The sequence below is a fragment of the Pseudomonas sp. IT-P294 genome, from assembly GCF_949767865.1.
Taxonomy (GTDB): Bacteria; Pseudomonadota; Gammaproteobacteria; order Pseudomonadales; family Pseudomonadaceae; genus Aquipseudomonas.
The window spans coordinates 22,260-45,827 of record NZ_CATKQW010000059.1 but is presented as its reverse complement, the minus strand read 5'-3'; the positions used below and the strand labels follow the sequence as shown (position 1 = coordinate 45,827).

The window sequence follows — 23,568 nt, the reverse complement described above, 5'->3', positions numbered from 1 at the left end:
CGGAAATCGCGTTGTTCAGGACAGTTTTGCCAGGCAGGCCTCAAGGATATCCAGCCCTTCCTCCAGCACGGCCGCCTCGGTGGTCAACGGCGCCAACAGGCGAATGATGTGCCGCGATTTGCCGCTCGGCATCAGCAGCAGACCGGCATCGCGCGCCGACGCCAGCAATTGTGTGAGCTGCGCCGATGCCGGTTTGCCGTCGGTGTTGATCAGCTCGATACCGCGCATCGCACCGACGCCGGTCAAGCGGCCCAGGTACGGCGACAGCTTGCTGGCACGCCAGGCTTCGTAGCGGCTGACAATCGCTTCTTCCTGCTGCGTGCCCCACGCTTGGAGGTTGGCATCCGTCATTTCATCCAGCGTTGCCAACCCGGCGGCGCAAGCGATGGGATTGCCCGAATAGGTGCCGCCGAGTCCGCCTTTGGGCAAGGTGTCGAGCAGCGCCTTGCGCCCGACCACGGCACCCAGTGGAACGCCACCGGCGATGCTTTTGCCCAGCAGGATCAGGTCCGGCTCGATGCCCAATCGCGAAAACGCAAAACGTTCACCGGTGCGACCGAAGCCGGACTGGATTTCATCAGCGATTAGCAGAATGTTCTTTTCATCGCAGAACGTGCGCAGCGCTTGCGCGAATTCCACGTCCATTGCCAGGAAGCCCGCTTCGCCCTGCACTGGTTCGACGATGAAGCAGGCCACATCTTCGACATCGATTTCGACGCTGAACAATCGATCCATGGCCTTCAACGTTTCGGCACAGCTCACGCCGTTGTCCTTGCTCGGGAAGGGCAGGTGATACACCGGACCTGGCAGCACGCCGACTTTCTGTTTGTATGGCGCGACCTTGCCGTTGAGGTTGAGGGTGGCGAGCGTGCGGCCATGGAAGGCGCCGTCAAAGGCAATGACGGCGGTGCGACCGGTCGCGCCGCGGACGATCTTCAGAGCGTTCTCCGCTGCTTCTGCGCCGCTGTTGGTGAGCATGCCACTGACAGCGTAGTCCACAGGAATGAACGCCGTCAGACGATCCATCAATTCGAGGTAGGGCACATGCGGGGCGGCGTTGAACGCGTAGTGGGTCAGGCGCGTGGCTTGTTCGCGAATGGCCTCGACGATACGCGGGTGGCAATGGCCGAGGTTGAGTACGCCGATGCCGCCGACAAAATCGATGTAGCGTTTGCCATCGGTGTCCCAGACTTCGGCGTTTTTGCCGTGGCTGAGCGTAACGGGGTGAACGACGTTGATCGACTGGCTGATGGTTTCGCTGCTCATGGATACCTGACTCAGAAGAAGGGATGCTTCTTTTTATCTAAGCCGCGAGCAGTGCTGCCCGGCAAACGAAATAAAGTCGCCGGGTCAATATTAAAAGTCGGGATGTACGGTGGACGATCAAAAAAAACGCAGCCTCGAGTGCAACGAGGCTGCGATCTTTTGATTTTAAGTCAGCGGCGAGTCAGTGGTTGCTGCGAGAACTTCACACCGGCCAATCCATGGGCAATCAACGCACGGATATTGCCGTGGTCGCTGCCTTCAGGCGTGGCCACTACCGAACGGTAATGCTCGCCAAACGCCAACAGCGCTTCTTCATCGCTCAAGCCTTCCAGCAGTGCCAGGCCCAGGGTCTTGCACGAACCTTCGTTCTGCCCGGCAGCGTTTTCCACGCCGCCGTTGTTGAATGCCTGTTGCTGGTAATCGTAGCCGGCGGCGATGAACGCCAGAGTGTCGGCGAAAGCGTGTTCGCCGCTCTTGAGGCTGGCGCGCAGGGTGTTCAAATCACTCATTGGGTTTTCCTTTGGCAAACGCCGCTTGTTGTTCGGCGCTGGCTTCTTGCTGGTATTTGGCTTTCCACTCGGCGTACGGCATGCCGTAAACAACTTCGCGGGCGTCATCGAGGCTGACCTCGATCTGGCGTTCGTCGGCTGCCGCCTTGTACCACTTGGAAAGGCAGTTGCGGCAAAAACCGGAAAGGTTCATCAGGTCGATGTTCTGTACATCCTTGCGGCTGTCCAGATGGGCGACCAGCCGGCGAAAGGCGGCGGCTTCAAGTTCCAGGCGTTGTTGGTCGTTCATGGCGGGCTCTGTGCATTCCAATCGTGGCGCGGATGATAAAAGTCTGACGGACATTGCGCCAGACGTGGTCAGCGGCTCGCCGCCAGCGTGATCGACACCGATTCGGCGAATCGCAAGGCGTGCGGCTTGTCGACTTCCACCTCGGCATACAGCACCGACTCGTTGGCCATGACCAGGTCGAGGATTTCCTGGGTCAGGCGTTCGAGCAACGCGAAGCGATTACCCTCCACATGGGCGATGATCGCCTTGGTGATGGTCCGGTAATTGAGCGCGTGATCGATGTCGTTGTCACGCACCGCGTCCTGAGCGGCGTACAGAATGGTCAGGTTGATCAGCACATCCTGCTTGTTGAGGATTTCGTCTTCGTTGATGCCGATGAAGGTCCGCAGGCACAGGTCCTTGACCCGGATACGTGCCATACCTGGTTGAAGTTGTGGCATTGCTACTTGCTCCGTCCAATCAATTGCAGGAACTCCTGGCGGGTATTGCTCGACTCGCGGAAGGCGCCGAGCATCACTGAGGTGTTCATGGTCGAATTCTGCTTCTCGACGCCGCGCATCATCATGCACATATGCTTGGCTTCGATGACCACCGCGACGCCAGCCGCGTCGGTCACTTGCTGCACCGCGTCAGCGATTTGCCGGGTGAGGTTTTCCTGGATTTGCAGGCGACGGGCGAACATGTCCACCAGTCGCGCAATCTTCGACAGGCCCAGCACCTTGCCGGTTGGAATATAAGCCACATGCGCCTTGCCGATGAAGGGCAGCATGTGATGTTCGCAGAGCGAGTACAGCTCGATGTTGTCGACGATGATCATTTCATCGTTGTCGGACGCGAACAGCGCGCCGTTGACGATCTCTTCGACACTTTGCTCATAGCCATGGCAGAGGTACTGCATGGCCTTGGCTGCGCGAGCCGGGGTGTCTTGCAGTCCTTCGCGGTCGGGGTTTTCACCGAGGCCGATGAGAATCTCGCGATAGCTCTGGGACAGAGCGTTCTGGTGCAGGGATAACGTCATGGAACATCCTCGCGGGGCCGCTTATTTGATGTGCCGTCCGCCGTTGACGGTCAGGGTCGTGCCGGTGACATAAGGGTTGTCGAGCAAATATCGCAGGCTCTGGTAGATCACGTCGCTGCCGGGCTCGATGCCCAGCGCGGACTTGGCCAGCGCCTTGGCGCGGTACGCCGCGTCATCGTCGGGATTGAACATTAGCAGGGCCGGCGCAATGCCGTTGACCTTGATTGTCGGCGCGTATTTCGCGGCGAAGGACAAGGTGAGGCTGTCGAGCCCGGCTTTGCTGGCGCAATAGCCAATATGTTTGCTGCTGCCCTTGCGGGTTACGTCATCGCTGATGTGCACGATGTCGGCCAGGTTTGAGCGTTGAAGCAAGTCGGCACAGTGCAGATTGATCAGGTACGGCGCCAGCATGTGTACGCTGAACATGCGGGTGAATGCTTCTGCATCGGTTTCCGGGGTTTCGGCCAGCCATTCGGAAGCGTTATGGACGATTGCGCGAAGGACGTCGGTGTGGGTTTTCAGTTCGCTGATGAACGCAAGGATTCCCGCGGTGCTGGAGAAGTCGGCAAACACCGCGATCGCGCCCAGGTCGCGTAATGCCTGCACGCCGGGGCGTTCGCTGCGGTAGCTGAAGATCACCGGATGGCCATCTTCGAGCAGTCGCTGTGCGCAGTGCAGGCCGACACGCTGGCCGGCACCGGTGATGAGGATCGGAGCTGCGGAAGAGTTCATGAACGGCTCGCGTCGCGGTGAGAGCAAAACTATACCAGCGACGGGAGTTGTACACCTACGTGCCGTTGCAGGAGCGCGCGGTCAGGGGTTTTGAGTGGCGGGCAGCTTGGCGGGCAGTGGACGTGCCGGGGTGCTGTTCAGCCAGTTGGCCAGCAGTCGGGTCGACAGCGGAATGAAGAAGTAGACCATCAGGGGCGTCAGGCACAAGGTGCTGATGAGTACCCGAGGCAGCAGGCTCAGTTCGCCAAGCAATGGCCCCAACAAAAAGTTGAACAGCAATGACACCGGGAAGAATGCCAGCCAGATCGCGACCGCTTGTTTCCACCGGGGCGGACGTTGGCCGGCTGCGCCGAACCAGCCTTCGATTCCGCTGACGCGATGCTCTTTAGGGTGTGCAAACAAATCGCTGCCACGTGCCAGCCATGCCGTGCGCGAAGCAGAATGCTCCCAGGCGTGCAGGGTGTGCTCGTCGGCAAAGCGGAAAATGATCTGGAATTCGTTATCGTCGGGTGGCGGAGCGAGCACGCCAGAGCCGAGGTAACCGGGAAAGTCAGTCGCCAGTTGTTCGCCTTCGCGCAACCAGACCATAAGGTCTTGATAACGTCCATCGGCGACGCGGCGTGCAACCATCAAGGTGACGGGGGAAGTAGACATTGTGTATCTCCGTATAACGATCGCGGCCCTCCGGATAGGAGTTTCGCCAGGCGCAACACCGGGGTGGTGGGCTGCGTCTTGAGACAAGCAAGGATTATTCCTGATTGCCTGGATGACACCAATGAGATTCTTCGTTTATTAATGAGTTGAATAGTGACAGGGCAGGAGAGTTAGAATGGGATCCAATTTAAACGCGGACGTCGACTATCAATGCCTGTACTGACTGACGTTGGCTCTGCCTCACAGGCGGATCATTCCCTTCAGCGGGAGGATCTCTTTCCTATTCGTGAGGTCGCGCGCCTGACGGGGATAAACCCGGTCACGTTGCGCGCTTGGGAGCGACGGTACGGGTTGATCCAGCCCACGCGCACCGAAAGCGGGCATCGGCTGTACTCGATGGCCGATATCGAGAAAGTCCGCAGCATCCTCGGCTGGATCGATCGCGGCGTCGCCGTCAGCAAGGTGGGCAAGATACTGGCCAAGAGCGAGCCTCTTCAGGTGTTGTCGCACCTTATCCCCAACGATCTCGTTCAGACCGACTACATCCAGTGGCAGCAACAAGTCCAGGCAGCGGTCACAGCCTTTGACGAGGTGCAACTGGAGCACGTCTATGGGCAGATTTTTTCCAGCTATCCCCTGACGGTCGTGTTTCAGGACGTTTTGCTGGTGGTCTGGAAGCATTTGCTTCAGCGCCATGAGACGTTCGGGCAAGCCAGTGAATGGCTTTTTCTCGACGGTTTTCTGCGCTCCAGAGTGTTGCAACGATTGCTGCTGGTGCGTGTCATGCAACCGCGACAGATCATTGTTTGTGCCTTGGCCGATCAAGCCCGTGAGCTGGAAGTGCTGATCACGGCCTTGTACCTGTGCAGTGTCGATTCGGCGATTCAGTTATTGGCTATCGGCCAGCCATTCGACGAGTTGGCCCTGGTTTGTCAGCGGATCAAGCCCAAGGCACTGGTGCTGGTGTCCAATCATGCGCCGGCAGCCGAATTGCCTCGGCGTTTGAACCGACTGGCTATCAGTCTGGACTGTCAACTATTGCTGGCTGGCGATGCGTCGGACCTGGCACAGGAAAGCCTGGCCGGGTCGTCGATCGGATGTCTGGGTAATGAGGGGACGGTGATGCGCCAGCGTATGAAGCAGTTCCTGGCAGGAAACCTGGATACCTGAGTTTCAGATGTGCAGCGCAGGGTGTGTCAGACGATGCTGTTGAAGGATGTACTGGCGCAGGCGCTCGGTCTCGTCCTTGTCGGTCTGGCTTAGTTCGTAGGCGTAAAACCCTTGCTCGGTTTCACGCTCGAAGGTGCCGCGCAACGCAATGCGCTCATAGCCTGAAGGGCTGAACCACAATGCAAAGTGCTTGGGCGGTTTGGTCTTGTTACGGACCTCCAGCAATACCCCTTTGAACGATATTTCGTGTACCCACATCGTTCCGGGCTGGCCCTTGGCATTCTCAAGCGCTACAGGCTCTTCGAGTGAGAGGCGCCAAGGTCGGACCATCGGCCCGTCCTCATAAATACTCGGCACCCCCAGGCGTAAATGCAGCGCATGAAACTCGTCTTCCACCAGGTGCAGCGGAAACGTCATTTGCTGGTTTTCGAAATTGGCCTGGATGGTGACCTGCTCATGTGCCGCCAGGCGCGTGAGCAAATCACGGATTTGCGAACCACCGTTAACGAGCAGACTCGACGTCGCATCCCGCACATTGAGCTGCGGGTTGTGTTGCATGGTCTGGATAAAATCCAGCTCATCCTGGGTCAGGAGTGCGTCGCGCTGCATGGCTTGCTCGAAAGAAAAAGATACAAATTCATCGGTGATTGTAGTTAATGACAATTAATTCGTCGTTTTGTTTTTACCGTTCGTCGCTTTTAGCGCGGCAAGTTCGGCCTGCAACTGCGCCACTTGCGCTTCCAACTGCGTTACCCGCTGCTGTGCCTTGACCTGAGCGGTGACATCTTTCTGCACGCCTACAAAGTAAGTCTGTCCGTCGCTCGGATTTTTCATTGTAGAAAGGGACAGTTCGTTCCAGAACGGCGTGCCGTCCTTGCGGTAGTTTCTCAGAATCACCCGGCAGGATCCGCCACTGCTCAGCGCCTCGCGAATCGTTACCAGGCCATCCTGATCCCGGTCACCCGACTGCAGGAAGCGGCAATCCTGGTAGAGGATTTCTTCGCTCGTGTAACCCGTGAGGCGTTCGAACGCAGGGTTCACGTAAATCAGGATGGTGTCCTGGTCGCCTTCTTTTTCGGCAATCACGATGCCGTCATTGGAAGCGTTGATCACCATTTGCAGCAGTTGAGCATTGATCATCGGAGAGTCCTTTCCGTATTGATATGGATTTGCATTCTAAAAGATCAAATGAGCCTGTGCTGTTAATATCTGTGTTTTTACTCTGCTTCAGGATCGATTGATGAAAGTTGCCATCATTTCCGGCTCGGTGTACGGCACGGCTGAAGAGGTTGCCCGCCACGCCGCGACTATTTTGAATGCCGCGGGTTTCGAGACCTGGCACAACCCGCGCGCGACGCTCGCCGATGTCCAGGCTTTCGGCCCGCAAGCGTTTTTGGCGGTGACCTCGACCACCGGCATGGGCGAATTGCCGGACAACCTGCAACCGTTGTACTCGATGATTCGTGACCAGTTGCCTGCCGCCTGGCGCGGTTTGCCCGGTGCAGTCATCGGCCTGGGCGATGCGAGTTATGGCGATACCTTTTGCGGTGGCGGCGAGCAGATGCGCGAATTGTTCAGTGAGCTTGGCGTGCGCGAAGTGCTGCCGATGCTGCGTCTGGACGCCAGCGAAAGCGTCACCCCGGAAACCGATGCCGAACCTTGGCTGGCTGAGTTCGTTAACGCGCTGCGGGACTGACCGGCCGCTCGCGCAACAGGGCGAGCCAGGCTTGCGCGGCTTTGGACAGGTACGCACCCTGGCGCCAGATAAAGGCGATGTCCCAGCGCAGATAGCTCGGGGCTTTCAAGGTCAGGCGCACCACGCCTGGCCGCACCAGCCCGCGCGCCACCACGCTGGGCAACAACACCACGCCTTGACCTGCGGCCACCAACGCCGCCAGAAAATCCGCCTGACCGCTGCGCCCGCCTTCCTTGGGCGTAAATCCCAGTTGATGGCAGGCCTGGAGCAATCGGTCGTTGAGCACGAAGCTGCGCTGATACAGCAGAAACGGCGTGTCGGCCAGTTCCTCCAATCCAATCACAGTCTTTGTCGCCAGCGGATGATCGGCCGGTAGCAATGCATCCAGCGGTTCATCGCAGAAGGGCTGAAAGGCAAACTGCGGGTCCTTCGGCAAAAGACTGCCGCCCAGCTCCAGCTCACCGCTCAATACCGCCTGTTCGATGTTCAGGCTGCCGCCCTCAAGCAACTGAATGCTGATGTTCGGGTAGCGGCGCCGGTACTCGGCAAACAACTCGGCGAACAGTGCGTCGCTGCCCAGTAGCGGAAGGCCCAGACGTAGTTCTCCACGCGCCAGTTGGCTTAAATCATCCAGCTCGCTGAGCAATTCGTTGCGCAGCCGAAGCATGCCTTCGGCCCGTTGCAGGACCACGCTGCCAGCGGCGGTCAGGCGCAACTGCGAGCCCAGGCGTTCGAGCAGCGGGGTGCCCAGGCTCTGTTCCAGTTGCGCGACTTGCTTGCTCACCGCCGATTGGCTGAGGTGCAGGGTTTTGGCGGCTTGAGTGAACCCCCCTTGGTGCATCACTTCGACGAAGCTGCGCAGCTGTTTGAATTCCATGGGCCTGATTCCAGATTGGAATGGTGTCGAGTCTAACAATTCGTTTCGGTGATGGAAGCGTGCTCCGTAAAATGAGCCCTTGCGAGGAACGACATCATGCATGCACCCACCCTGAAAAAACTGGCCCGACTGGTGACTGAACTGGCCGTGCTGCTCGGCATTTATCTGCTTGGCTGCGAAATCGGCGCATGGTTTGCCTGGCCTATCCCGGGTGGCGTCATTGGCATGGCATTGCTGCTGCTGGCCTTCGCCATCGGCTGGGTCAAGCCGGCGACGTTGCAAACGGGCGCAGGTTTATTGATGGCCGAGATGCTGTTGTTCTTTATTCCGGCGCTGATGAGCCTGCTCGATTATGGCGGCCTGATGCGCGATGACGGCTGGCGGATTTTGCTGGTGATCGGCATGAGTACGCTGGTGGTGATGCTCGTGACGGCGTTTACCGTGGAAGCGGTGGTGCGGTTGAGGAGGCCCCATGAAGCTTGAGCTGATGCCGATGTTCTGGCTGGCCTTCACGCTGCTGGCCTATGTGTTCAGCCGGTGGATCTATCGGCGCACCGGTCGATATCTGTTGTCGCCGCTGATTCTGGTGCCTGCACTGCTGTTGGCGCTCGCGGTGCCGCTGCACACCGCGTATGCCGAATATTCGAGCGACACCCATTGGCTGATGTGGATTCTGGGCCCGGTGACTGTCGCGTTTGCCGTGCCGATCTGGCAACAGCGGCAGATGCTGATGCGGCATTGGTCGGCGTTGCTGCTTGGCATGCTGGCGGGCAGTGCGGCGTCCATCGGCACCTCGTTCGGTCTGGCCAAGGCGCTGGCGCTGGACAGTTCAGTGACCCTGTCACTGGTGCCACGCTCAATCACCACGCCGTTTGCCATGCCCCTGGCTCATCAACTCGGCGGGGTTCCGGAACTGACGGCGGTGTTCGTGATGTTCACCGGCGTGTTCGGGGCGATGCTCGGCGGCATTCTGCTCAAGTGGCTGCCGCTGCACAGCGCCTTGGCACGGGGCGCGCTGTTTGGTGTTGGCGCGCACGGTGCCGGCGTCAGCCGGGCCCATGAAGTGGGCGGTGAAGAAGGTTCGGTGGCGGGACTTGTCATGGTGCTGACGGGGTTGCTGAATTTGTTTTGCGCCCCATTACTGGCGGCGGTCCTTTGACATGGATCCAGGTGTCGGCCTGAACTGACTCGTTAGGCCATCAAGCTGGCTGCCAATGCAACTACGCGAAATCCAGGGGCTGACTAGACTGCTGTAATGACAGTAAAACAATAAGAACAGGAGGTCCTTGCCGTGAATGTTGCCCCCGTCCAATCACCCCACAATGTGAAAAACCAGGTCAGTGCTGCCGAGTGGCAGACCCGCGTCGACCTGGCTGCCTGCTACCGTCTGGTTGCCGCGCATGGTTGGGATGATCTGATCTTTACGCACATCTCGGCCAAGGTGCCGGGCACCGAAGATTTCCTGATCAACCCGTTCGGGTTGATGTTTCACGAGATAACCGCCTCAAGCCTGGTCAAGGTCGATCAGGCCGGCAACAAGCTGATGGACAGCCCTTACGAAATCAATCCGGCCGGTTACACCATTCACAGCGCCGTGCATGAAGTGCGTCACGATGTGGTCTGCGTACTGCACACCCACACGGCGTCGGGTGTTGCGGTATCGGCGCAAAAACAGGGCATTCTGCCCATCAGTCAGCAGTCATTGTTTGTGCTGTCCAGCCTGGCGTACCACGCATACGAAGGCGTTGCGCTGAACCATGAAGAGAAGGCGCGCCTGCAAGCCGACCTTGGCCAAAACAACTTCCTGATGCTGCATAACCACGGTCTGCTGACCTGTGGTGGCACCATCGCCGATACCTTCCTGATGATGTTCACCTTCCAGCGCGCCTGCGATATCCAGGTCATGGCGCAGGGCGGCGGCGCTGAACTGATCGCCATCGAACCGCAGATTCTGGCGGGCGCCAAGGCGATGATCGCCGGTGTTACCAAAAGTGCTCAAGGGATGGGTGGCGCGCTGGCCTGGCCGGCGCTGCTGCGCAAACTCGATCAACAAGACCCGGGTTATAAACTCTAATGCAACTCGCCGAGATCCCCCTGTGTGTCTGGCGTAAACGCGGCCAGACGTTTGTGTTTCGTGGTCAGACCATTCGTTACTGGACGGCGGGGCAGGGTGAGCCGCTGTTGCTCATTCATGGCTTCCCGACTGCCAGTTGGGACTGGCACTACCTGTGGCAGCCGCTGACGCAGCGCTATCGAGTGATTGCCTGCGACATGCTCGGCTTCGGCGACTCCGCCAAACCGGCCAACCATGAATACAGCTTGCTGGAGCAGGCCGATCTGCAGCAGGCCTTGCTCGCGCACTTGAATGTCGAACGGCCGGTGCACCTGTTGGCCCATGATTATGGTGACAGCGTGGCCCAGGAGTTGTTGGCGCGGCATTACGAGACCCGCGTGGACATCGCCAGTTGTGTGTTCCTCAACGGTGGCCTGTTTCCTGAAACCCATCGTCCGGTGCTGATGCAAAAACTCTTGCTCAGCCCCTTGGGCTGGATGATCGGACGAGCCTTTACCCGCGACGGACTGGTGAAGAATTTCCGGCAGATATTCGGCCCGAGAACTTGCCCCAGCGAAAGTGAAATGGATGACTTCTGGAGCTTGATCGACAGCAATCACGGCCCACGGATCATGCACAAGCTCATCGCCTACATTCCCGAACGGCGTGTCCAGCGCGAGCGCTGGGTCGGCGCCATGCAGCGTGGTGAAGTGCCGCTGCGAGTCATTGACGGTGAGGTCGATCCCATTTCCGGTGCGCACATGGTCAAGCGCTATCGGGAACTGATCCCCAATCCGGACACCGTCCTGTTGCCCGACATCGGTCATTACCCGCAATCCGAGGCCCCGGCACTGGTGCTCAAGCATTACCTCGAGTTTCGTGATCGGCTGGTTTCGCCACCGCTCAAAGTGGCCTGTTCCTGATTATCCCCCAGCCTTATCGAGCACCATTCAGCCCCACCCTTGTTCGTTGTGACCAGCAGCGCCGTGCCTGACACTCGGACTTATTGTCCTTGGCCTGCTGGAGTTTTCCCCATGAATGAGTCTGTGCGCTTCGAAGATAAAGTCGTGATCGTCACCGGTGCAGGCGGCGGCTTGGGCCGTGCGCACGCATTGTTGTTCGCCAAACAGGGCGCCAGAGTGCTGGTTAACGATCTCGGCGGTTCGGCGCAAGGTGAAGGCGCCAACGCTTCGGCAGCAGACCGCGTGGTAGCTGAGATCCGTGAGGCCGGTGGCATCGCCGAGGCCAACCACGACTCCGTCACCGACGGCGACAAAATCGTCCAGCACGCACTTGATGCCTTCGGCCGCATCGATGTGGTGGTCAACAACGCCGGGATCCTGCGCGACAAGACCTTCCACAAAATGGACGACGCCGATTGGGACCTGGTTTACCGCGTCCACGTCGAAGGCGCCTACAAAGTCACCCGCGCCGCCTGGCCGCACATGCGCGAGCAAAACTATGGCCGCGTGATCTTCACCGCCTCGACTTCGGGCATCTATGGCAACTTCGGCCAATCCAACTACGGCATGGCCAAACTCGGCCTCTACGGCCTGACTCGCACACTCGCCATCGAAGGCCGCAAGAACAACATCCTGGTCAACGCCATCGCGCCCACCGGCGGCACCCGCATGACCGAAGGCCTGATTCCGCCGCAAGTGTTCGAGCAACTCAAGCCGGAACTGGTGAGCCCGTTGGTGGTGTATCTGGCCAGCGAAACCTGCCAGGAGACTTCCGGGCTGTTTGAAGTCGGCGGCGGCTGGATGGGCAAAGTGCGTTGGGAACGCAGCCTGGGCGCCGGGTTTGATCCACGGGAGGGGTTCTCGCCGGAGGATGTGGCGGCGCATTGGCAGCAGATTTGTGATTTCGAAGGCGCCGCGCATCCGAAGGACAACATCGAGGCGCTGAAGGAAATGATGGCGAATTTGCAGAAGTATTCGATCTGACGTTGATGTGTTGCGCAGGGCTTTTCAGAGCCCTGCCATGCCCCCGCTTGTTCCCCTCGCTACAAAACCATCGCCCATAAAAAAGGCCGCTGCAAACGCAGCGGCCAAAGTAAGACGTTGGATCAAGGAGCTACAAATCAACGTCAGTGTACTCAGGGCGATCAATCGATAACGCATCGATTCATCTGGATTGTGTCAGCGATGAGGTGGATTGATCACACGTCATCGCTTCGTGCTTTCTGGCGGTTCACCTTGAAAGCCCGGCAAGAATAAGCCGTTGAGCCCTAAGGAAAAATAGCGATTCGCGACATGCAGTGTTGCAGTCTGAGCAACAGTCCCGCCATTTCCCGTGTCGTCGCCGTCGAACGCAACCTTCGACAGCCGCTAGCGATCAGCCCCGTTCATGCATCTGGCTGATAACCCTCCATCCAGCCCATCCATACACGGCGCAAACCCGCGTTCCATCTAGGCATTCATACTTAAGAGGTACACCTCGAATACCTCCTTGGTGCGCTTATCGCTCCCAACGTGCGGCAGTAGGGTGGGGCCTTCTGTCACTCACCGGGGAAGACGCATGACAAAAACAACAATGCGCGCCATCTTCACGCCGCAAGCGCTGGCCGCTGCGGTTGCCTTGGGTTGCTGTGCCCAGGCGCAGGCTGTTTCATTCAACATTGGCGAAATCGAGGGATCGTTTGACTCCTCGCTGTCCGTCGGCGCGAGTTGGGGCATGCGCGATGCTGATAAGTCGTTGGTGGGCACTGTCAACGGCGGGACCGGTCAGTCTTCGACCGGTGACGACGGTCGGCTGAACTTCAAGAAGGGCGAAACCTTCTCCAAGATCTTCAAGGGCATTCACGACCTCGAACTAAAATATGGCGATACCGGCGTGTTCGTTCGCGGCAAGTACTGGTACGACTTCGAGCTCAAGGACGAAGACCGCGAGTTCAAGCAGATCAGTGACAGTGGCCGCAAGGAAGGCGCCAAGTCTTCCGGGGCGGAGCTTCTCGATGCCTTCGTTTATCACAACTATTCCATCGCCGATTTGCCGGGCACCGTGCGCGCGGGCAAGCAGGTGGTCAGTTGGGGTGAAAGTACCTTCATCGGCAACTCGATCAACAGCATCAACCCGATAGATGTCTCCGCGTTCCGTCGCCCAGGCGCCGAGATCAAGGAAGGACTGATTCCGGTCAACATGCTGTTCGCCTCCCAGGGCCTGACCGATCAGCTCTCGGTGGAAGGTTTCTATCAACTGGAGTGGGACCAGACCGTCGTCGACAACTGCGGCACCTTCTTCGGCAACGACGTGGTGGCGGACGGTTGCAACAACAACTACACCGTCGGCAGCCCGGCGATTGCCCCGTTGGCGCCTTTGGCAGCGGCCTTCGGTCAACCGATCCAGGTGACCCGCGAGGGCGTGGTCGTTCCCCGTGGCGGCGACCGCGATGCGCGGGATTCCGGGCAGTGGGGCACGGCGTTGCGCTGGCTCGGTGACGACACCGAGTACGGCCTGTACTTCATGAACTACCACAGCCGCACACCGACGGTCGGCACTACCACCGCCGGCCTGTCAACACTGGCCAGCCTGCCGGGCATGGTGAGTGTGGCCAACCGTCTGGCGCCGGGCAGCGGTTCGGGGCTGGCGCAAAGCGTGATGCTCGGACGTGGCCAGTACTACCTCGAATACCCGGAAGACATTCGTCTCTACGGCGCGAGTTTCTCCACCACCTTGCCTACCGGCACCGCGTGGAGCGGCGAGATCAGCTATCGCCCGAATGCTCCGGTGCAGGTCAACACCAACGACCTGACCCTGGCCATGGTCAACCCGATTGCCGGTGGCGCCGCCTCACCGATTGCCACCACACCTGGCGCTGACAACAAAGGCTATCGCCGCAAGGAAATCACGCAGATCCAAAGCACCCTCACACAGTTCTTCGATCAGGTGTTGGGCGCCCAGCGCTTGACGCTGGTGGGCGAAGCGGCGGTGGTCCACGTCGGTGGTCTGGAACCGCGTAGCCGTCTGCGTTACGGCCGCGACTCGGTCTACGGCCAGTACGGTTTTGGCGGCGATACCGACGGCTTCGTCACCTCGACCTCCTGGGGTTACCGCGCCCGGGCGATTCTCGACTATGCCGACGTCTTTGCCGGCGTCAACCTCAAACCCAACCTGTCCTGGTCCCATGACGTCGCGGGCTACGGCCCCAACGGACTGTTCAACGAAGGCGCCAAGGCAGTCAGCGTCGGCGTCGATGCCGATTACCGCAACACCTATACCGCGAGCCTGAGTTACACCGATTTCTTCGGCGGTAACTACAACACCCTGGAAGACCGTGACTTCCTGGCACTGAGCTTCGGCGTGAACTTCTGATCTGGCTGAGAAGGATGAATTCAATGCGCAAGATGATTCTGCAATGCGGCGCCCTGGCCTTGAGCCTGCTGGCTGCCAACGTGATGGCGGCGGTATCGCCGGAAGAAGCGAACAAACTCGGCACCACGCTCACCCCGCTCGGCGCCGAGAAGGCCGGTAACGCTGACGGCTCGATCCCGGCATGGACCGGTGGTATCCCGAAAAACGCCGGCGCGGTCGACAGTAAAGGCTTCCTGGCTGACCCGTTCGCCAGCGAAAAACCGCTGTTTGTGATCACCCCCGCCAACGTCGACAAGTACAAGGACAAACTCTCCGAAGGCCAGGTGGCGATGTTCAAGCGCTACCCGGAAACCTACAAGATCCCGGTCTACCCGACTCACCGTACCGTGGCCGTGCCGCCGGAAATCTACGAATCGGCCAAACGCAGTGCGCTGAACGTGAACAGCATCAACGACGGTAACGGCCTGGCCAATTTCACCGGAAACCGCTACTACGCGTTTCCGATCCCGAAGACTGGCGTGGAAGTGTTGTGGAACCACATCACCCGTTATCACGGCGGCAACCTGCGCCGCATCATCACTCAGGTGACGCCGCAGACCAACGGCAGCTACACGCCGATCCGCTTCGAAGAAGAGATCGCCGTTCCGCAACTGATGAAAGACCTGGACCCGGAAAAGGCCGCCAACGTGCTGACCTTCTTCAAGCAGTCGGTGACCGCGCCGGCGCGTCTGGCCGGTAACGTGCTGCTGGTGCACGAAACCCTCGATCAGGTGAAAGAGCCGCGCCTGGCGTGGATCTACAACGCCGGCCAACGTCGTGTGCGTCGTGCGCCGCAAGTGGCCTACGACGGGCCGGGCACCGCCGCCGATGGTCTGCGCACCTCCGATAACTTCGACATGTTCTCCGGCGCACCGGATCGTTACGACTGGAAACTGGTCGGCAAGAAGGAAATGTACATTCCGTACAACAGTTACAAACTCGACTCGCCGAGCCTCAAGTACGACGACATCGTCAAGGCTGGCCACATCAACCAGGACCTGACCCGCTACGAGTTGCACCGCGTCTGGGAGGTGATCGGCACAGTGAAGCCGAGCGAGCGCCACATCTACGCCAAACGCCACATGTACCTCGACGAAGACAGCTGGCAAGTTGCGCTGGCTGACCACTACGACGGTCGCGGCCAACTGTGGAGAGTGGCCGAAGGTCACGCCCAGTATTACTACGATCACCAGGCTCAGGCCTACACGCTCGAAGCGCTCTACGACATCATTGCCGGTCGCTACATTGCGCTGGGCATGAAGAACGAAGAGAAACACAGTTTTGAGTTCGGCTTTGAGGCCAAGTCCGCCGATTACACACCATCGGCACTGCGGGCGGAGGGCGTCCGGTAAGGGACTCGATTCACGGGCAATGCAAAAGGCGACCCATGGGTCGCCTTTTTTATGGCTGCCAATCAGCGCCCTGAATACTTCTCAACAAGCGCGCTTCAGAGGGCTAGGGTTGTCGGACAATTATAAATAGGCACGCCGCAATGACCGCCATGACCCCGTGTCTGGACCGTCCTGGATTTCTGCCCCGACTGTCTTCGCATCACCTGTCGCGTGATCGATTGAACGAGCCTTTGCTGGCTTCGGCGGCACGGGTGAAATTACTCTGCGCGCCCGCCGGCAGTGGCAAGACGGCGCTGCTCACCGACTGCTTGCTACAGGCTCCGCCACAGTGTCGGGTGTGTTGGCTGCCGCTGTCAGGCGTGGCATTGAGTCCCGCGGATTTTTGCCAGCGTCTGGCGCAGACATTGGGGCTGGCGTCTGCGCAAGAGTCAAATGTGCTCGGTGCGCTGGCTCGATTGCAAGCGCCAACCTGGCTGTTTATCGATGACTATTGTCGCGTTCCGAACCCGGAACTCGATCACCTGTTGGACCGCATGCTGGCCGCCAGCAGTCCGATGCTGACCTGGTGGCTGGGCGGCCGGCGGCGCCCGCAATGCAACTGGCCACGATTGCTGCTCGATGACGAGTTGTACGAATGCGAGCGCGCCACGCTGGCGTTCAATCAACCGGAAATCGCTTCGCTGTTACGTCACCTGACACCGGTCGATGCCAGCGCCGCTGCCAGCAAAATCATCCAGCGCAGTGGCGGCTGGTGTGCCGGTGTGCGTGTTGCGCTGCTGCAAAAATGCGACTGGTCGCGCAACGACCCGCAGCACAGTCGACCGGACACGTTACTCGATTATCTCGAGCACGAACTGTTCACCAGCTTGACCCCGGAGCTGGCGGAAGTCTGGCGGGTGCTCGCGCATTTTCCGCGATTCAATGCCCGCCTGTGCGATCACCTGTTTGGGGCGGGTGAAGGTGCGCAATTTTTGAAAGCGCTGCAAGAGTTGGGATGTTTTATCGAGCCCTGGAGGGACACCGTTGACTGGTTGCAGATTTTCCCACCGCTCACGCAGTTGATGCGCGCTGAACAATGGCCGGCGGGGCGCTCATGGCATCGTCGTGCCTGCCAGTGGTTTGCGGCCGAACTCGATTGGAAAGCCGCCTTCGAACATGCCTTGCTGGCTGAAGAATTCGAGGTCGCGGTCAGCCTGTTGCAGCATTTCAGTTTTGAGCACCTGTTCGAGGAACAGACGGTCGTGCTGTTGTTGCATTTGCATGAACAACAGGGCGAAGAACTGATGCTCGGGTCATCGCAACTGGTCGGGCTGATCACCGCCGCCTTGTTGTTTGCCGGTCGATTCGGCCAAGCGGCTGATTGCATCGAATATCTGTCTCGATTCACACCTCAGCCGTCGGCATTCCTTCAGCGGCAATTGATTGCGCGCTGGCAGGCCCAGCAAGGCTGGCTGCTGCATTTGCAGGGGCACATGGAGGGCTCACGCGAGCACTTTATCGACGCGCTGAGCGTGCTCGGTCCTGACCTCTGGCCCGTGCGCTTGATGTGCCTGTCGGGTTTGACGCAACAGGCCTTGCTGCGGGGCGAACTCGATGTCGCGCAGTCCATTAACCGCGATGCGTTGTGCCTGGCGCGAGCACAAGGCTCGCTGGTGTTCGAAGGGCTGCTGGAACTCGATCACGCGAAATTGCTGGAGCAACGTGGGGCGCCTCAACGTGCCGAAAGTTTGCTCGCCAACATCCATGGCCTGCTCACCCGCCAGCATCGAAAAGCTGAGCCTTTGCTGGGGCGGATTGCCTTGCATCGTGGCCGGTTGAGTTTGTCTCAGGGCCTGGATGCCCTGGCGGCCGAACATTTCGAAGCAGGGCTGCAAGTTTGTCTGCGCAACCATGACAAACGGGTGCTTTATGGCTTCCTTGGATTGGCGCAGGTTGCAGGCAATCAGCGCGACTACGCTCAAGCGTTTGTTCATCTGCGCGATGCCGAGCGCTTGATGCAGCAACGGCAGATTCCCGACACCGTTTATCGTGGGGCGCTGTTGCAAGTCAGCAGTCAACTCTGGCTACAGCAGGGTCGCCCCGAACTGGCCAATGAAGCGCTCAGCCGGGTGCTGCGCCACTACCGTGCTCCGCTGGCGCGACAGGCCCCACCGGCAACATTAATGTTGATTGCGCGGAATGAATACTTGCTGGTATTGGCTCAGGTATATCTGCACCAGGCCAAAGACCCGATGAGTCAACTCGCCCACCTGCTCGAACAGTCGCAACGGTCGGCCATGCTGGCGCTGGAAGTCGAATTGCTGTTCGCCGGGGCTGAAGTAGCATGGCTGAGCGGTGATTGCGTTACGGCCAGAGAGTCTTTGCACAAGGGCTTGAACCTGGTAGATCGCTGTGGTCTCCAGCAGGCGTTTTGCGAGTTGCAACTGCGTCAGCCCGACCTTGTATCAACGCTGGGCGCTGCCGGCGTCAGTCTTGAAAACACGGCACTCGTTAGTGAAGTAAACCCGCTCAGTCAGCGTGAAGTTGAAGTACTCAAGTTGATTGCACTGGGTAATTCCAATCAGCAGATTGCAGAACAGCTGTTCATTTCGTTACATACAGTCAAGACACATTCTCGGCGCATCCATGGAAAGTTAGGTGTGGAGCGTAGGACTCAGGCAGTTGCAAAGGCCAAGAGGTTGGGGTTGCTTGATTAAAAAGAGGGTTGGCTGGTTGCAGTGCGGTTTTGCTTTTTATTGTTTTTAAAAATAACCAGGTATTTTTGTGTGGGTGAAGAGTCGTAACTTACATAACAAGAAAGATGTTGTGGGTTTTGAATTTTAGAAAATGAAGTTAGTTTTTGTTGATCGAATAATTGGCGTGTTGCCATTATCGTTATCAACAAGGATTATTTTGATGAGTATTAATAAGGGATTACCAAGTCAAAGGCAGTTGCGACTGGACTATTGGCGTGAAAATTATGGTGAACAAAATGTGCAGCGTTTTCTGGCTCTTGAATCAGCCTTGGTGGAAAGTGAAAACACGTTGAATGAAGTGTTGGGGCCACGAGCTTCATTGAAAGCCTATGCGCGTCATCGCATTCGTTCATGGGCACAAAGTTCGGCGGGTGTCGAGTGTGAGCCTGACCAGATTATAGTGACGTCCCTGCATAAATTTAACGTGGGGGGACGAGAGATTGTGCAGGAAGACAAGCGATCATTGACCGAGTTTGTTATTTTCGGATTGCAAATGTCGACGCTGCAACAATTGGATTTTTCAGGAACGGTCTTTCCGGGGCTCACAAGTTCCGGCCTTCAAGGCTGGCTCTCTTCGACAGATATTCGTTCTGACTTTACGATCATGATGGTTTCCGGTGCATCCGCAGCGATCAATGAGGCGATGCAAGAGCATTTGGCTCGACAGATAGAGTTCACGCTTTTTTGCGCCAACGTCGAACGCTATTACGAACGTCTGGACGACCGTTGGGTTCTGCGATACCTGCAAGGTGATCCGGCGCTGTTTGTACGTGGTGTGATTTTACCGGGCTCGGCAGCTCCGATGAAAAACCTGTTTGTTATCAGTGAGCGGGGGAATCCGCAAGGTCGAAATATTCTATATGCGCCCGGCGCTCCCAATGCAAAGGTCTGGCACAGTTTTGATAACATCGTCGCGCTGGGAAATGCTGTAGGCGATTGGGCCAGTAAGTCTCCAGCGTTTATTGACGATCAGGTGAGTGTCCGCTATCGAGACTCGGCTCATCTATTTTTCCGCGAGCTAGCGCAGAACAAGCGCTTCTGGAAAAACGACGATGTAAAGTTGCGCGAGTTTATTGCTCCGAAACCGGGGCAGCCTCTGTTCGGTGTAGTGTCTGAACAGATTCGCTGGGACACAATCGAGGCGGGTGAGCTGGCCCCGGCAAACTATCGTAATGCACCTGTCTTTTGGCGTGAGCAGTTTGCTCGACTCAATACCGAACTGAAGGCGCTCTATACCGTCGAAGCTCGAGATCACACGTTCATTTCGTATCAGCAATTTGCCTACGACTTAATAAAATACACCCTTGAACAGGCATTGAAGTCTCAAGGCGAACTTGCAGCCGTTGATCCCGATCTAATTATGATTGAGTTCAGTCCTTCGGAAAAAGCCACACTCACTTCTATTATTGCCAGTGAAAAAGTCTTCTATCCAGTTGAGAAAGGAAACACGTCACCCGATCTTTACCCAAGGTATCGACTGGAACCTGGGCATCCTTTGCTCAAAAACCTCAATATTGTGCACCTTGCCCAGTGGGCCCGGACGCTGCGTCCAGGCGAGAAGTACATTGCAATGCTGCGTTCGGTTTATCTTGATCCCACGGAGTTGAGCTACACGTTCAGGCGCGAGGTCCATCGTCAGCGTCAATTAGCGGAAATGAACCGGGCTGCGTTGTCTGAATACTTTCAGCAGCGAATGACCTTTGAACAACTCAATGGTTTGCTCAATTCCATTGTTTCCCTCAAGAGTTCGCAAACGCGCGATCCGTTGGGCGATTACCCCGCGATGGAAAACAGTGTTTACCAATTTCACCTTGGTCGAAAACGTCCAGTGGAAGGGGTCTATGTATTCCGGCTTATGAACGGGAAAACAAACGAGGATTGGTTGTATACGCCGCAAGCACCAGACGGAACGTGGTTTCGACCGCTAGGCCATTTTGTTTCATCGGTGCGTATCAAGGGCTTGAGGGAGTATTACGCGACGCGAGTCCACTTCACTGATCAACTCGCCGTCAGCAATTACTTTGACGAGTTGGAAGCGTCGACTCGCAGCGTGCCGCCGCCTGATTTGGAACACAACAGCCGTGTCCGGGACTTCGCCAGGTCTTACGATGACAGGGTATGGCGCGTTATCAGGGATGTGGATGCGCAAACCACCAGTCTTGCCGAGATCATTACAGGCCTGACGTACAATGCCGTCATCCAGGCCGCACAAGTCATCAGCCTGATTATTCCTCCCCTTGGACTAGCGGTTGCCGCGATACAAATCACTAAAAACATCTTGGACGGTGCACAGGCTTATCACGATGGAGACAAAGACAAAGCCATCACTCATTTCAAGGATGCACTGATCGATCTGGCTTCATTGGGCTATGGCAAATACAAGGAGTTTGGCAAGCAAGCGGTCACCGCCACCCAGAAAACGCTGATCAGTCTTGCCGGGGATGCGAAGACATTGGCAGACCTGGTTTCCCAAATCATGGGCCGAGAGGTCCCTCACAAAGTGCTAATAGAGATTGTTGAGGACGTACTGTCCGAGGTCGGCGTAAGGAGCAGCAAAACCACGGTACGTTGATCCGACTGCCGGTTAATCCTTGAGCTGAACCGCTGTCGGGGTTGGCTCAAACCCCATCCGCCAACTAACGGCCCGCGTCGCTGCCAGCAATTGCTGCGCTGCCGGGCCGTTTTCATCGGCGTGAAACAACGAAGCCGGCCCGACAATAGTCATCACCGCCGCCACGTTCCCGACCGCGTTGAATACCGGTGCCGACAAGGCGTCCACTCCCGGCATGAGCAAGCCATGCACATGATGCAGGCCGCGTTTGCGGATCTGTTCGCATAACGCCGCATAGGTCTGATCGTCCGCCAAGGCATGTTCGGTGGTGTTGCGCAGTTCCTGCTCACGTAAATCCACGGTTTCCCGTTTCGGGAGATAAGCGCCAAACACCAGGCCAGTGGACGAGCTGAGTAACGGCAGCACCGAGCCCAATTGCGTCACCACCGTCACCGCGCGCACGGCCGGTTCGATGTGCACCACGGTCGCACCCTGATTGCCCCACACCGCCAGAAAACAGGTTTCGTTCAGTTCATCGCGCAACTCGGCCAGGGGCAGGGCGCCGACTTTCAGCACGTCCATACTGTTGAGTGCGGCAAGGCCTACGCGCAGTGCTTCACGACCGAGACCGTAGTGGTTGGTGGCCGTGTTCTGCTCGGCAAAACCGCTGGCAATCAAGGCCTGCAAGTAACGATGAACCTTGCTTGCCGGCATCTGCACGTGTTCCGCCAGGCGCGACAACGAGGTCGAAGGTGACAACTCGGCCAGCGCCTTGAGGATGTCTGTACCGACCTCGGCCGAGCGGACTTTCTGTTTATCGTTGTTGCGCGGCGTTTCCATGAAGGCGGTCTGATCCGGGGATGAATGGGCGTCTTTATAGCTTGACGGTCAATACCAATCAAATTACGTTATGCGTAATCGAATTACGATAAAAATAACCCAGGCAGGCCCCAACCTCTGCAACAGAGCGACAGGCCATTGCCTACTCCCTGTTCAGGAGGCTCCATGAACCTCGATTCAACGGCGCCAGCGCTGGCTTACCAGTCAGGCTTCGGCAACGAGTTCAGCAGTGAAGCGTTGCCCGGCGCACTGCCCGTCGGCCAGAACTCCCCGCAAAAAGCCCCTTACGGCCTCTACACCGAACTGTTCTCCGGCACCGCGTTCACCATGGCTCGCAGCGAAGCGCGGCGCACGTGGATGTATCGGATTCAGCCGTCGGCCAATCACCCGGCGTTCGTCAAACTGGATCGGCAACTGGCCGGCGGCCCGTTGGGTGAAGTGACCCCCAATCGCCTGCGCTGGAACCCGTTGGACCTCCCGAGCGAGCCGACCGATTTCATCGACGGGCTGGTGAGCATGGCCGCCAACTCGGGCGCGGACAAACCGGCCGGGATCAGCATCTACAGCTACCGCGCCAACCGTTCGATGGAGCGGGTGTTCTTCAATGCCGACGGCGAACTGCTGCTGGTGCCTGAGTTGGGGCGTCTGCGCATCGCCACCGAACTGGGCGTGCTGGAACTGGAGCCACTGGAAATCGCTGTGCTTCCGCGCGGGCTGAAATTTCGCGTTGAACTGCTCGACCCGCAGGCTCGCGGTTACATCGCCGAAAACCACGGCGCGCCGCTGCGCCTGCCGGACCTGGGGCCGATCGGCAGCAACGGCCTGGCCAATGCGAGGGATTTCCTGACGCCGGTCGCGCATTACGAAAACCTCAGGCAACCGACCACTCTGGTGCAGAAATTCCTCGGCCAGTTGTGGGGCTGCGAGCTTGATCATTCACCGCTGAACGTAGTCGCCTGGCATGGCAATAACGTGCCGTACAAATATGACCTGCGCCGTTTCAATACTATCGGCACGGTCAGTTTCGATCACCCGGATCCGTCGATTTTTACTGTCCTGACGTCACCGACCAGCGTCCACGGCCTGGCCAATCTGGACTTCGTGATCTTCCCGCCGCGCTGGATGGTCGCCGAGAAAACCTTCCGCCCACCGTGGTTCCACCGCAACCTGATGAACGAATTCATGGGCCTGATCAAGGGCGAGTACGATGCCAAGGCCGAAGGTTTCGTGCCCGGCGGCGCGTCGTTGCACAGCTGCATGAGCGCGCACGGCCCGGACGGTGAGACCTGCACCAAAGCGATCAACGCTGAACTTGCACCGACGAAAATCGACAACACCATGGCGTTCATGTTCGAGACCAGCCAGGTACTGCGCCCGAGCCGATTTGCCCTTGAGTGCCCGCAACTGCAACCCAACTACGATGCCTGCTGGGCCACGCTGCCCGCCACTTTCGACCCGACCCGGAGATAACCC

23 protein-coding genes are annotated in these 23,568 nt (G+C 58.3%); 12 read left to right on the top strand and 11 right to left on the bottom strand.

Annotated features, from left to right (window positions below):
- Positions 1-15: 15 nt before the first annotated feature.
- The 7 genes from ACM6I0_RS30430 to ACM6I0_RS30400 form a co-directional block, all read right to left on the bottom strand.
- Positions 16-1,266, bottom strand: a complete 1,251-nt coding sequence (locus ACM6I0_RS30430) for an aspartate aminotransferase family protein (protein WP_285430882.1) — start codon at positions 1,264-1,266, stop codon at positions 16-18.
- A gap of 170 nt (positions 1,267-1,436) precedes the next feature.
- On the bottom strand, positions 1,437-1,775 hold the full coding sequence (locus ACM6I0_RS30425) for a HopJ type III effector protein (RefSeq protein WP_414924012.1): 339 nt from the start codon (positions 1,773-1,775) through the stop codon (positions 1,437-1,439).
- Positions 1,768-2,064: a DUF1244 domain-containing protein gene (locus ACM6I0_RS30420; RefSeq protein ID WP_090175413.1), complete on the bottom strand. Its 297-nt coding sequence runs from the start codon at positions 2,062-2,064 to the stop codon at positions 1,768-1,770. The genes ACM6I0_RS30425 and ACM6I0_RS30420 overlap by 8 nt, the downstream gene beginning before the upstream one ends.
- A 68-nt stretch (positions 2,065-2,132) precedes the next feature.
- Entirely contained in the window at positions 2,133-2,504 is a 372-nt protein-coding gene (folX, locus tag ACM6I0_RS30415) for a dihydroneopterin triphosphate 2'-epimerase (RefSeq protein ID WP_059403284.1), read from the bottom strand.
- A gap of 2 nt (positions 2,505-2,506) precedes the next feature.
- A complete protein-coding gene (gene folE, locus ACM6I0_RS30410) occupies positions 2,507-3,082 on the bottom strand; it encodes a GTP cyclohydrolase I FolE (protein ID WP_285430884.1) in 576 nt (191 codons plus the stop codon).
- 21 nt (positions 3,083-3,103) lie between these two features.
- Positions 3,104-3,814: a dihydromonapterin reductase gene (folM, locus tag ACM6I0_RS30405; protein ID WP_285430886.1), complete on the bottom strand. Its 711-nt coding sequence runs from the start codon at positions 3,812-3,814 to the stop codon at positions 3,104-3,106.
- 81 nt (positions 3,815-3,895) lie between these two features.
- Positions 3,896-4,468: an antibiotic biosynthesis monooxygenase gene (locus ACM6I0_RS30400; protein WP_414924011.1), complete on the bottom strand. Its 573-nt coding sequence runs from the start codon at positions 4,466-4,468 to the stop codon at positions 3,896-3,898.
- 210 nt (positions 4,469-4,678) lie between these two features.
- Here ACM6I0_RS30400 and ACM6I0_RS30395 point away from each other — a divergent pair, with 210 nt between their 5' ends.
- Positions 4,679-5,638 carry a MerR family transcriptional regulator gene (locus tag ACM6I0_RS30395; RefSeq protein WP_414924010.1) on the top strand — a complete coding sequence of 320 codons (960 nt, stop codon included), beginning with the start codon at positions 4,679-4,681 and terminating at the stop codon, positions 5,636-5,638.
- A gap of 3 nt (positions 5,639-5,641) precedes the next feature.
- Here ACM6I0_RS30395 and ACM6I0_RS30390 read toward each other — a convergent pair whose 3' ends face one another.
- Together ACM6I0_RS30390 and ACM6I0_RS30385 are read right to left on the bottom strand one after the other, a co-directional pair.
- On the bottom strand, positions 5,642-6,247 hold the full coding sequence (locus ACM6I0_RS30390; protein ID WP_285430891.1) for a hypothetical protein: 606 nt from the start codon (positions 6,245-6,247) through the stop codon (positions 5,642-5,644).
- Positions 6,248-6,301: 54 nt separating this feature from the next.
- Entirely contained in the window at positions 6,302-6,778 is a 477-nt protein-coding gene (locus tag ACM6I0_RS30385) for a PAS domain-containing protein (RefSeq protein WP_285430893.1), read from the bottom strand.
- 100 nt (positions 6,779-6,878) lie between these two features.
- Between ACM6I0_RS30385 and ACM6I0_RS30380 the strand changes: the two genes are divergently transcribed.
- Positions 6,879-7,334, top strand: coding sequence for a flavodoxin (locus ACM6I0_RS30380; protein WP_285430895.1), 456 nt, complete (start codon positions 6,879-6,881; stop codon positions 7,332-7,334).
- Here ACM6I0_RS30380 and ACM6I0_RS30375 read toward each other — a convergent pair.
- Positions 7,315-8,211: a LysR family transcriptional regulator gene (locus ACM6I0_RS30375; RefSeq protein WP_414924009.1), complete on the bottom strand. Its 897-nt coding sequence runs from the start codon at positions 8,209-8,211 to the stop codon at positions 7,315-7,317. The two genes, ACM6I0_RS30380 and ACM6I0_RS30375, sit on opposite strands and share 20 nt — an antisense overlap.
- 96 nt (positions 8,212-8,307) lie before the next feature.
- On the opposite strand from ACM6I0_RS30375, the gene ACM6I0_RS30370 reads away from it, so the two are divergent.
- From ACM6I0_RS30370 to ACM6I0_RS30330, 9 genes are all read left to right on the top strand, one after another.
- Positions 8,308-8,694 (top strand): CidA/LrgA family protein, encoded by a 387-nt coding sequence (locus tag ACM6I0_RS30370; protein WP_414924008.1) that lies wholly within the window; start codon positions 8,308-8,310, stop codon positions 8,692-8,694.
- Complete coding sequence (locus ACM6I0_RS30365) at positions 8,684-9,370, top strand: LrgB family protein (RefSeq protein ID WP_285430899.1); 687 nt, start codon at positions 8,684-8,686, stop codon at positions 9,368-9,370. The genes ACM6I0_RS30370 and ACM6I0_RS30365 overlap by 11 nt, the downstream gene beginning before the upstream one ends.
- A gap of 132 nt (positions 9,371-9,502) precedes the next feature.
- On the top strand, positions 9,503-10,285 hold the full coding sequence (locus ACM6I0_RS30360; protein ID WP_090175389.1) for a class II aldolase/adducin family protein: 783 nt from the start codon (positions 9,503-9,505) through the stop codon (positions 10,283-10,285).
- Positions 10,285-11,187: an alpha/beta fold hydrolase gene (locus tag ACM6I0_RS30355; protein ID WP_414924007.1), complete on the top strand. Its 903-nt coding sequence runs from the start codon at positions 10,285-10,287 to the stop codon at positions 11,185-11,187. The genes ACM6I0_RS30360 and ACM6I0_RS30355 overlap by 1 nt, the downstream gene beginning before the upstream one ends.
- Before the next feature lie 111 nt (positions 11,188-11,298).
- Positions 11,299-12,210, top strand: coding sequence for an SDR family oxidoreductase (locus ACM6I0_RS30350; RefSeq protein WP_090188297.1), 912 nt, complete (start codon positions 11,299-11,301; stop codon positions 12,208-12,210).
- Between the two features lie 574 nt (positions 12,211-12,784).
- A complete protein-coding gene (locus ACM6I0_RS30345) occupies positions 12,785-14,578 on the top strand; it encodes a DUF1302 domain-containing protein (protein ID WP_414924006.1) in 1,794 nt (597 codons plus the stop codon).
- A gap of 23 nt (positions 14,579-14,601) precedes the next feature.
- On the top strand, positions 14,602-15,969 hold the full coding sequence (locus tag ACM6I0_RS30340) for a DUF1329 domain-containing protein (RefSeq protein WP_208669949.1): 1,368 nt from the start codon (positions 14,602-14,604) through the stop codon (positions 15,967-15,969).
- A 140-nt stretch (positions 15,970-16,109) separates the two neighbouring features.
- The gene (locus ACM6I0_RS30335) at positions 16,110-18,665 is read left to right on the top strand and encodes a LuxR C-terminal-related transcriptional regulator (protein ID WP_414924005.1); all 2,556 of its coding nucleotides are present in this window, start codon (positions 16,110-16,112) and stop codon (positions 18,663-18,665) included.
- A gap of 199 nt (positions 18,666-18,864) precedes the next feature.
- Positions 18,865-21,276 (top strand): hypothetical protein, encoded by a 2,412-nt coding sequence (locus ACM6I0_RS30330; RefSeq protein ID WP_414924004.1) that lies wholly within the window; start codon positions 18,865-18,867, stop codon positions 21,274-21,276.
- Between the two features lie 12 nt (positions 21,277-21,288).
- Here ACM6I0_RS30330 and ACM6I0_RS30325 read toward each other — a convergent pair whose 3' ends face one another.
- Positions 21,289-22,095: an IclR family transcriptional regulator gene (locus ACM6I0_RS30325; protein ID WP_414924003.1), complete on the bottom strand. Its 807-nt coding sequence runs from the start codon at positions 22,093-22,095 to the stop codon at positions 21,289-21,291.
- A 165-nt stretch (positions 22,096-22,260) separates the two neighbouring features.
- Between ACM6I0_RS30325 and hmgA the strand changes: the two genes are divergently transcribed.
- Entirely contained in the window at positions 22,261-23,565 is a 1,305-nt protein-coding gene (gene hmgA / locus ACM6I0_RS30320; RefSeq protein ID WP_414924002.1) for a homogentisate 1,2-dioxygenase, read from the top strand.
- Positions 23,566-23,568 lie beyond the last annotated feature (3 nt).